The sequence below is a fragment of the Leptotrichia trevisanii DSM 22070 genome (assembly GCF_000482505.1).
Lineage (GTDB): Bacteria > Fusobacteriota > Fusobacteriia > Fusobacteriales > Leptotrichiaceae > Leptotrichia > Leptotrichia trevisanii.
Genome location: NZ_AXVL01000010.1, coordinates 106,138 through 117,186 on the forward strand (window position 1 = coordinate 106,138; position 11,049 = coordinate 117,186).

Below are 11,049 nucleotides of genomic sequence, written 5' to 3' on the forward strand. Positions count from 1 at the left end.
TCAATCCTGGAAGATGCACAAAAATTAAAAGATGAAAGAATAAAAAAAGAAAGTGTATAAAAGAAAAATAACCTTGCAAAAAATGGAGATGAAAAGATGAAAGTTGAAGCCGTATTTCGATTATTAGGTAAGTATTTTAATTATTGTATTGGTAACGGAGATGAGAAAATTGGTCGATTGATACAGATAAAGATTGATAGTAATGAACGAATAATGGTAGGAATTGATGAGGATGGATTTATCGAAGAATACGAGATTTCAGATATAATCATAAAAAATAATACAGAAGGAAATATAGGACTTGTAAGACAAATAATCAAACAGGTCAATAAGAATATTAATGCTTTCAAGTTTGATCTGGCTGAATATAGAAGGGATGATTTTCTGAGAATACTTCAAGAAATAGAAGATGAAAATATAAGAAGAGAAATAGCGGATGCGTTTAATTTAGGAGCAGCTTTGAATGTATATGATGAAGTGATTGACAAAATTCTAAATATTAACAATGTCTCTGATGAGGATAAGGATTTATTATGTGGTATGATAGCCTATAAACAACATGATAATTCATCAGCATATAAAATATTTAGTAAAAGATGGCTAAAAAAAAGAAACGATCCAGATATATGCAGAGATTTTATTCTTGTGGCAGACGAATTTGATAATGATGTACTCTGTTTCTATTTACTTAAAGATTTTTTTAGAAAAAATAGGAGGTATGTGGATGACAGATATTATATTACGTTGTGGTGGAAGTATCTTTTTTATGCTGTAAAATACAATAATTTTGATTTGTTAATGGAAATGAATATTTCAGAATGGAATGTTAGACATTTGCTGGATTCTTATATTTATATCTTTAATATGTATAATATGGGACATTTGGCAATAAGATTAGTTGGTTTATTTGTAAATGGAAATAACACGATTTTGCAAGGAAATAATGAGGACTTAGGTAATGTACAAAACACAATTGATGAAATAAATCTTCTTAAAAATTATTTACCAGATACTGTTGAAAGTTACTATTTGAGATTTGAATCATGTATGAAAAGAATTTTGCAATGCTATACAGAAAATAAAAAGGGTGATTCTGAAGAAGAAAAGTCTGGCTACATATATGAATATGTAGAGTCTAGAAATTATGGATTCATTATTGGTATAGATTTTCAAAAATATTTTTATCATCGGGATTATTTATCATTAAACTTGAGAAAAAGGGTGATGGATAATATTTATTCTAAAAATAGTGTTGAAACGGAAGATAAATTATTTGTTCAATTCAGAAGTGAACGAAGTAATAAAAAAATTCAAGCAATAGATATTATTTAATTGGAGGAGGTTAGTAATGGGAGAAAGAAGTAGAAATGAGAAAAATTTTGTTGCAGATAGAATGTTAAAAATATATGGGATTTCAGATGAAGAAAAAGGTTTGTTCTATTTACAAGTCGATTGGCTTTTAGAAAATGCTGTTTATCCTTCAGAAAGTGGTTATGCTGAGAATCTTAGCGATTTATGGAATGTATATATGCCGAGTTATCATTTTGATAAAATAGTGCTTGAGTATTCTAAAAAATATCACCCTGTATTAAGATATGTACATGATGGAGAAATACAAAAATTCAATTCGGTTAAATATATGCAGGACACTGCAGTAAAGAATTATATTAAAACTCGAATATCACAGGGAATAACTAACAGAATGGTTCTAGTAAAAGAATGTTTTGAAATATTTAAGGACATAAGCGATAGAACAAAGCTTTATGATGTGATTAATAAGTGTTTAGAGATATATTTTGTAAATGGTGAGTTAGAACAGCAATCAATATCTTTTCTTAAAAGATTTCAGGATAGTGATATTCAACCATATTCCGAAATTGTAGAGAGATTATCAGATATTAACGAACAAAAAAAAATGGCTTTATCAGCTAGAAAAAATCTGTTTAATAGTCTAAATATTACAAAAATTACAGAAACAGAATATATGGCTCTGATAGATATTTTACTCTGTAAATTGGCGATAACTGATACTGAAAAGAGATTCTCAGATGTTTTGGAGAATACATGGAATGAAACTTTTGAAGGCGTGCCGTATTCAGATAAAGTTTATTCTTTTATTGAAAAAAATGAAAAACCATATATGAGTGCTGCATGTTTTAGTATAAAAAACATAAAAGATGGTAAGGTCGTGCGTCAGTTGTACAAGGATGCAGTCATATTAATAGCAGCAATAGAGAATACTGAAAAAGGTAATTTTAAATTCGGATTAAGAGAAGTAAATGATGTGTGGAAAAGAGAGGGTATGAAATTTGCCAATGGATATTTTTTTGATGATGAATTTGAAAGGATGAAGGATGGACTGGAATCTCCTATATTATTGAACAATAAAAATATAGTTGAAGAATTTCATAGAGTGTTACTTGAAAAAATCGAAACAGCAGATTTTTCAAGTCGAAATTCTGGAGGAAAAAAATATCATTCATCAGAAATGGAACACGTCGCATTAAATGAAAAAGAAAGACAGATAGATGAATTACAAGAAAAAATAGTTGAACTAGAGGAGAGGGTTGAAATTACTGAAAAGGAAGTGCTTTCTCAATTTATTTCTTTGCTTGATAGCAAAAAATATGATCATGTTTTGGGGAAACTTTATAGAATAGCATATTCGAATGATGAAATGAAAACAGAAGATATAAAACGTATCCTTAAAAACTTATTTGAAATAATGAATATTAGTGGAATTGATATTGTTGGAGAAATAGATACGGAAGCTAATGATGTGGATTTAAAAAAGGGTAAATACAGATTGGATAAAGAAGTATCTGGAAAAGCAGAAATAAGGTATCCAGGATATAGAGTAGGAAATTCTGTGATATTACATCCATTAGCTGAGGAGGTGTAACTATGGCAGGAAGAAAGGCGTTTTATGGTATTGATTTGGGTACAACCCATACTGTTGTTGTAAAAGCAACAAAAGAAGGAGGAGAATGGAAATATGTAAAACTTAAATTAGTTAATATGCCCATAAGTGAGTTAGATGATATTAAAGAAACTGAACTACTACCGTCAGCAGTTTATTTTGCTAAAGATGGAAGGATAATAGTAGGTGAATATGCAAAGGAAGCAATTCATTTTGATCCAGAAAGAGTTTACATTAATGCAAAAATAGATTTAGGAGGTAGTTTAAGAAAGGATCAATACAATGAACATACTCCACAAGAGGTGTCTAAAGAAATATTAAAGGTTTGCTTTGCAAAAATTGTAGAAGATGGAGGATCAAACGCAAGTGTTAGAATATCTGTTCCGGCTGCATTTAGTCAGGATAAACGTAGCGATACTGAAAACGCAGCAAAACAAGCACTTTTTGAATTAGGTTATAAAGATTTGAAATTGGTGAGAACAACGGAGGAACCTTTTGCAGCACTTGTTAATCTTGTTGTAAACGAAAATCAATTTATTAATATGGTTCAAAGCAATAAAAATACTATTATGCTAATTGATATTGGTGGAGGAACTATGGACATAATTATTAGTGATATTTCACAAGATAAAGCTAATAATGTTTTAAAAGCTAGTACTCCATATGAGCCAGCTAAACATGATGAATTCGCAGGGGCAAAATTTGATTATGAGATGATGAAGAAATTTATGGCTGATTTTCTGAACCACTATGAATTATATGAACATGAAGTTCCAGAACAAGATTTAATAATACTAGAAAAAAGAATGCTTCTTATTACGGAAGATGCAAAGAAATTTTTGTGCAATAAAGAGAATGCGTCAAGAACATACGAGTTTACATGTGATTTTGAGGGATTGAGAATAGATTTATCCCAAAAAGAGCCATTTAAAATTTCGATTTCAAAGAAACAGATGGATATTGCGTTAGACGGATTACTTAACAGTAAGGAAGAATATGGAACAAATCAGTCGATTAAAAGAATTATAAGAAAAACCTTATCAGATAATGGTTTATCTCCTAAGGATATTGACTGTATTTATTTGACGGGTGGAATGGCAAATTATGATCAGATTTCCAATACGATTAAATCTGTAATACAAAAACCAGTAATTGTGGCAAAAGAACCACTATATTGTACTGCAATAGGTGTAGCACTCTCTTTGGTAATTCAGACTCCAGAAGGTACTGCTGAAATATCTAAGGCATTGCAGAAGAAAATGAGTACAAGAAATAATGACGAGGAAACTGAAATAATAACAAGAGAATTTGAAACAGAAAAACAGGAAGAGATTATAAGCGGAGCAAACATTGATATATCAGAAACAAAAAGAATGGGGATGTCTTATTATATCGATGTAGAGGATAAAATGCCAGTTGAGATAATTTCAAAAGATGAAAGCTATCCTTGTTTGCTAAAAAACTCAAATGTAAAATTAAAGACATCATCACAAAGTCGAATGAATTTAGTGTTATATGAAGGTCGTAGCGTTTATGATTGTGGAATGCGTTTGCTAAGAAAAAAGACAGTAGAATTCAGCGAGATGGTAAATATCGGAACAACTATAGATATTTCATATAAAATAGATGCAAATAAGCTTATTACAATTTATGCGTCTGTAGATGGTGAGGCACCATTCGAGTTTAATACAGAGGAGGATTGATGATGGCAATAAGAATAAGTCAATTGCCTTTTAAGGATCAATTGAAATTTGGTCTATTAAGTAAAGCGGATCAAGTGGATATACTTAATTGTAAAACACCAGCGGAAGCATCTGCAATGCTGGAAAATAAAAAAGAGACAGTTCATTTAAATATGGGAACATATGAGCCCAAACTTCAAGTTTCTGGCTCATCTGTAAAATATAGAACAAAGAATTTGTTTACTGAGATATTTGATGAAAAAGATGTGCAAGACTTTATGATGTTAGTAGAAATGTCTTCGTCTTTGGAGGATGAAGTTATTTTAGGTGAGTTGAAACGTAAAATGACTGTTATGTCTAAAAAAGGAAAACAGCCACTTCAATGCTTTGTATATGCAACAAAAAATAATGAAAAAAGTTTTTATAACAATGAAAAAAAAGTTGCAATTTGGGCACAGGCAATAGCTGATGCTGTTAATGGTAACCAAGAGTATATTCTTAGCATGAACCATATGTTAGTCAATTGGAATATGTGGAAATATCAGATTGTTTTGCTAATATCAGCGTGTGCACATATTAGACAGAATGAAAAATTAGATGAAGTTATTAGAGATTTGTATATTGACTATGATGATGACAAGGTAAGATTTACTGTAATGAAACGTTTGCTTTATGGCTCAAATTCTGAAAACTATCAGAGTGCATTTTCGATGTTAAAAAAATCAGATTTTATAGGTTCAGATACAGATAGAAAGTATTTTAATGCGGTTAAGAAAAAGGTGGAAAATGCACCAGAGAAAGAACGTAGAAAATTGTATGAGGCCTTTAGGGGGATACAAGGTTTTAATGGAGCAAAGAGAAAGAGGATAGAAAGATTATTTATAGAAAAAGAGGATAATGGAATAGCAAAAAGAATAAATGAATCTACTCCAGAACAAAAAGATTCTATTTTGAAGGAAGTACATAGTAAAATTTATGGTTCTCAGAAAGATTACCGTGAAATTTCTCTTCAATCAAAGGATATAAAACTGTATAGACTAGAGATACAAAATATGTTTATGAAAAAACTAGGAAATACAAGTGTAAGTTTAGAAGATATTAAAATATATGGACTAGCAATAGGAAATCTTGATTCAAATGGTAGTGCAATTCCGTTTCTTATAGAACGGATGTCAATGTGTTCAGATGAAACTCAAAAACTTATGTATGCTTATGTGCTTGCGATTATATCAGATGAACATATCGATATGTTTATCAATAAAGTATTGAAGTATGATGGAAATAGTGTACATTCAATATTAAGTTCAGTTAGAAACCTAAACCGGACAGGAAAAAATCAAATTGTAAGAAAGTATTTGTACGAAAACTGTATTAAAATAAAAGATAAATATGGTATTGTATCAAATGAACTTAAAACATGTTTAAGAAATATAGGAGAATTTATTCAAGTCGGTCATACAGTAGCGATATATGATGTGAAGTTTGATCAATTGCTTTTTGACTTCCTTGGATATGACAAGATGACTGAGACATTTGAAAAAACAAAATGTACGGCTAGGAATACATCACTTGTTCTTCAAATATTGGAAAGTGTTATGGATAAGAATAATTACGAAAGGCGATATATGAAGTTCATGTGGAACCTATTCGTTGAATTTAAAAACACCAATATGGATTTGTCAAATAGAATTGATAATGTGGTAAGTCGCTTGACGGGACAAGGAATACCGTTAATGCAGGAGGGAAACTTGCATGGATAGAATTACAAAGGAATTGGATGATTTGATTATCCAATATGATTTTGAAGATAGAAATACGGATGTTGCTTGTTATAACAAAATTAAAATGGATTATTATCTTATACTCACTATAGCTGTGACATGGGATATAAAATATTTATCAATGAGTGAGGATAAGATTAATACGGTTATTACGTGTTTACAAAGACCTGAAACTGGGAAATTAATTAAGATACTAAATGCTGGATTGGGATTAAATAAAAATATTGTAGATATTTTCAATTTATATAAAGAAGGTAGAAACCTCAGATTTGGTCATACAACATTTGATAAATACGAGGCAAACAATTTAAATTCTGAATGTAATCATTGTTATAGTGAATTGATGAAAATCGGTGCTATAGATGATTTTTGTAGTGAAGTGGTACGCAAATTATATCAGGAAGAGAATGATTTCTTTTATATAGCTAGTATGAAACAGAATGGTGAAATGTTGGTAAAACAGTTTGGTAATAAAAATGGAATTATGAAAATTTCAGAACTGCAAATGAAATCAAGAATGATTAATAAACAAAATGATATAAGAGAAGGTGATTTGTTTATTATGATTGATGATACTTTTATTAAGGTGTCACCATTTATTACATATAGCGATAAGGAACAGTTATTTCTAATGTTAATGGATATAGAAACATCACCACTTGCTTTTAAAATGGCATATGTGTATAGAACTAAATATGCTAGTGATTCGGTAAAATATCTTGATGAATTTCCTAAAGAATTGATAAGTTATTTTCCTAAAGAAAATAGAAAGATTGGAAAAAATGGAATCACGTTAAATAGGTTTTCACAATATGAATTGTTTGAGCAGGATTATTATCCTTCGATTCATGAGTCGGTTCAGAAACAACTGGATGATTTTATTGTTGGGAATATGGCATATGGAGCAGTTAGAGGTGTTGGAGGTGTTGGTAAAACTAGTGCTGTATTCATGTGGATGAATAGAGTTCTTAATAATGAAGATGGCATATTAGATAGAATTAGGGAACGTTTTGAACTTAAGAGAATTATTTTTTTATCTGCTAAAACAAAAATTTATTCAAGAAGTATAAATGCAGAAAATTACAGCAATTTTAATGATATTAAAAGTGATGTAAGCAATTATGATGAAATTGTGAGTTGCATTTATGCAGCTTTTCATTCACAAGAAAAGGAAGGGCTGCCTTTTGAGGAAAAGGAAGAGTATATCAAGAACTATTCTAATCAAGCACATGCGATATTGGTCATTATAGATGATTATGAGAGTTTGCCAACAAAATCCAGAGAAAAAATTCAAAAATTAAAAGATTCGTTAAATCCGAATTTGATTAAGTTTTTGATAACTACAAGATTTACATCAAAAGAGTCAAAGGATATCATAGTTGAACAATTAAATGAAATGGAATGCACTGAAATGACAAATTATATTTTTGGAGATGAAAAATGGAATGGAGAAATATCTGCTACAGAAATGCATAATCTAACTAATGGTTTGCCATTGTTAATTTGGTATGCGAAAGCATACTATCAAATAGGTCAGCTATCAAGTAAAAAACTAAAGTTTTCAGGTCCAGCAGAAGGACTGGGAGGATATCTGTATGATAATTTTGTACAATGTTTTGAAGATGAGTTTACAAAGAATTTTTTGATGATGGCAACTAGATATTATGAAATACATAATGTTTTACAAATATCAAAGAAAACTGCTGTTTTCTTGTCTATGAAGGAACCAAAGGAATATAAGGCAGAGAATGAAGAATTTTATTTTCAAGAGTTGTCGGATTTGAAACTTATAAGGGTAAACCAAAGCACCAATGCTATCGATTACTCACCATTAATGACTTATATGGATAAAGCATCTAAAAAGCAAGAACCACAAAATCAATATCAAGAAGACAACTTAAAAGTACTAGAACATTTAGACGAGGAAAAATATAAAGATATCAGAGCAATAATAAAGTCAGTAGAATATTTAGAAAATGAAACTAAAAGTAGGATTCTGTTTAGGATTGTTGAATTTTCACATTTTGATGAAGATATAAAAATACTTGCCCTGAATAGGTTATTTGATTTATCATCAGAAAAGATTAATCTCTATAAGAATAATATTACGGATTTTCAGAGCAACACAGAGTTGATTAAATCAATGTTTGAATATTTGCTAGAGTGCAATGAAGATTTGTCAGAAAATTATGAAATGATTAGAGATTTTATTTACTCTATTTCGGTTCGCTTTGATAATGAGGATGTTAAGGAGCATATTGTTGTAAAAGCCCTATCATTAATTAATAAAGTTTTAGAGATGACATTAAATGCTAGGGAATCTGATACAATTACAAATCCAGAATTGATTAAACGTGCAAGTCTTTTACGAGAAATGGCAGAAAAATTCATAAGAAAGATTCAATTAACAAATGAAGTAAAGAATGTGATAGAACAAATTAATGTTGTAATTGATGATATATCAGTATATTGCTCGATAGATTCTTTGAGTATATAATAAGTTAAAAGAATTCAGTCACAATTTTGACAGAAGTCTTCGGTATTTTATAAAGAGTATAGTTTCAATCTCTTTCATGAGAAATCTTTAAATATTTGGGACTGATTATTTCTACGTTAGCAATGAATGAGAAGAAGTAATTGAATATTTCTTATTGTGTGTGATTAAAAACATAAATATCATTATAGGAAAGTGATTCTATTTTTTTGAGACGTGAATAAAGCTTTGATTGGTAGGATTACTTTCCCTTTTTTGTTAATTGTACACTTATCTGTTCTGCTTTGTCTATTAAATATGCTGGAAAATAGTTTGTTATTTGTGTTTATATATTGGATATTTCTTGCTTATTTAGATGAAAAGTTTTTATTGACATAAGAGCAAATAAAGAGAATAGAAGACTGGATGAATAGTTAGCCAAGAAAACTTTTTAATGGGAAAAGCTCAAAAGAAATGTATGATATTGAACTGAAACTATACATTTCATAATATTTTCATAAAAAGTGACATTTACTATTGCCACGACAAACGAAAGAGGTATAATATTATTGACATATCTTTAGGAAAGAAGCTGGTAAAAATGTCGGAAAATACTCAAAATCTGAAAGAATTGCTGATATATATTACTAAAATAGAGGATAAGCAACAAATTTCTAAAATAAAGCATAAATTGAATGATATTGTTGTAATTAATCTTTTTGCTATACTTGAAAATATTGAATACTGGGAAGAGATTGAAGAATTTGGAAAGATGTATTTCAAGGCATTAAAAAGATATCTAGAACTGCTGAACGGCATACCTTCGCATGATACGATTCAAAGAGTTATGGCTACAATAGAGCCTGAAGTGACAGAAGTTCTCTTGAGAAAATGGATGGAGCTAAAAATTTCCGGGGAAGATAAAAAAATAAGAAAAATACTGAATATTAACGGGAAATTTTTAAATGGGATGAAAAATAAAAATAATAGTCCATTAGACATAGTATCTGCGTATTCCAAAGAAGATGGTATTTGTTATTCACAAGTGGCGGGTGAAGGAAAAGGGAATGAAATAGAAGCAATACTAAGGCTACTTGATAAAATCTCAGTAAAGGAGTGCATAGTTACAATAGATGCGATAGGAACCCAGAAAGAAATCATATAGAAAGAAGAAGGGATATTTTCTGTCTTCAGGTAAAAAGAAACCAGAAGGCTTTAAAAGAAGATATAGAAGATTACTTTGCTGACAAGGGATTCAGAAAAAAATTAAAGGGTCAAAGGAATTACAGTAAAAAAACAGAAAAGCAAAGAGGACGGCTGGAAACGAGGGAATATTACTACTATACTGAAGAAATAGAATGGTTTATTAAAAGAAATAAGGAATGGAAAGAAGTAAACGGGATAGGTGCATTAATTTTAACAATAGAAGAAAATGGAAAAAAGCAGGAACAGAAAAGGTATTACATAACGAATATAGCAGGAGGACATTGGGCAATAGAAAGTTATCATTGGATATTGGATGTAACATTTAGAGAAGCTGTAAATAAGACATTAAACAAAAATGCGGCTAGAAACTTAAATATTCTAAGAAAATTGTCAATATCAATACTGGAAGAGCTACCATTTAGAAAGAAATTTAGCAGAAGAATAAGAAGATATATTATATCGCTAGATGTAAGGAGATATTTAAAATTATTTTTTGATATATAGAAATGTTAGTGTAAAAAAATTGGTTAAATACAAAGAAATGGTTTAAAATATTCATGCGTTTGTCGTGTACTATTGCTAGGGCAATCGCATGTTAAAATTTTCATTTTTCAGTTGTCAAGGGACAGTTAAAGAGAGAGATTACCAGGTTTTCAATATTTTTTACGTCATATTGATAGTTGGCCAATCTTCTTTTTAATGTCAAATGTTTCAATTTCTCATCAAATTTTGTTAAATTGTAGCAAAATTTCCTTACCGTCGAAAAATTTATTATTGCATTGTCCTTTTTACTCAGAGATAAATCTTCCCTGAAGTGAACATCCAGTACCCAATGAAGACTGTTTTCTATTTCCCAGTGTTCCCTTATTATTTTTAAAAATTCTTCCGCCGAAAGTTCCAGATCGGATATATAATATCTTTTTCCCCTTGTTTCATCATCACCAGTTTCACGATAATTTTCCACCATTATTATCGACTTCAGATTTT

6 protein-coding genes and 1 pseudogene are annotated in these 11,049 nt (G+C 29.8%); 6 read left to right on the plus strand and 1 reads right to left on the minus strand.

Translation table 11 applies throughout. The annotated features are described in order from the left end of the window. The first annotated feature begins 96 nt into the window (after nucleotides 1-96). From K324_RS0103505 to K324_RS16605, 6 genes and pseudogenes are all read left to right on the plus strand, one after another. Nucleotides 97-1,332, plus strand: a complete 1,236-nt coding sequence (locus K324_RS0103505; protein WP_026747939.1) for a hypothetical protein — start codon at nucleotides 97-99, stop codon at nucleotides 1,330-1,332. A gap of 16 nt (nucleotides 1,333-1,348) precedes the next feature. Beyond that, nucleotides 1,349-2,902, plus strand: a complete 1,554-nt coding sequence (locus K324_RS0103510; protein WP_026747940.1) for a hypothetical protein — start codon at nucleotides 1,349-1,351, stop codon at nucleotides 2,900-2,902. Nucleotides 2,903-2,904: 2 nt separating this feature from the next. Next, entirely contained in the window at nucleotides 2,905-4,623 is a 1,719-nt protein-coding gene (locus K324_RS0103515; protein ID WP_026747941.1) for an Hsp70 family protein, read from the plus strand. Continuing rightward, entirely contained in the window at nucleotides 4,623-6,362 is a 1,740-nt protein-coding gene (locus tag K324_RS0103520) for a hypothetical protein (protein ID WP_026747942.1), read from the plus strand. Before K324_RS0103515 ends, K324_RS0103520 begins: the two co-directional genes overlap by 1 nt. Further along, on the plus strand, nucleotides 6,355-8,880 hold the full coding sequence (locus K324_RS0103525) for a hypothetical protein (protein WP_026747943.1): 2,526 nt from the start codon (nucleotides 6,355-6,357) through the stop codon (nucleotides 8,878-8,880). Before K324_RS0103520 ends, K324_RS0103525 begins: the two co-directional genes overlap by 8 nt. Nucleotides 8,881-9,457: 577 nt before the next feature. Next, a pseudogene (locus tag K324_RS16605) lies at nucleotides 9,458-10,566 on the plus strand (ISAs1 family transposase). A 100-nt stretch (nucleotides 10,567-10,666) separates the two neighbouring features. Here the strand turns inward: K324_RS16605 and K324_RS0103535 are convergent. Next, nucleotides 10,667-11,049, minus strand: a 383-nt coding sequence (locus tag K324_RS0103535; RefSeq protein ID WP_156906960.1) for an ISAs1 family transposase, incomplete at its 5' end; no start/stop codon positions are given.

Coding starts and splice junctions, on each gene's coding strand:
- K324_RS0103505 (WP_026747939.1), top strand. CDS start 97: ATGAAAGTTGAAGCCGTATTTCGATTATTAGGTAAGTATTTTAATTAT.
- K324_RS0103510 (WP_026747940.1), top strand. CDS start 1,349: ATGGGAGAAAGAAGTAGAAATGAGAAAAATTTTGTTGCAGATAGAATG.
- K324_RS0103515 (WP_026747941.1), top strand. CDS start 2,905: ATGGCAGGAAGAAAGGCGTTTTATGGTATTGATTTGGGTACAACCCAT.
- K324_RS0103520 (WP_026747942.1), top strand. CDS start 4,623: ATGATGGCAATAAGAATAAGTCAATTGCCTTTTAAGGATCAATTGAAA.
- K324_RS0103525 (WP_026747943.1), top strand. CDS start 6,355: ATGGATAGAATTACAAAGGAATTGGATGATTTGATTATCCAATATGAT.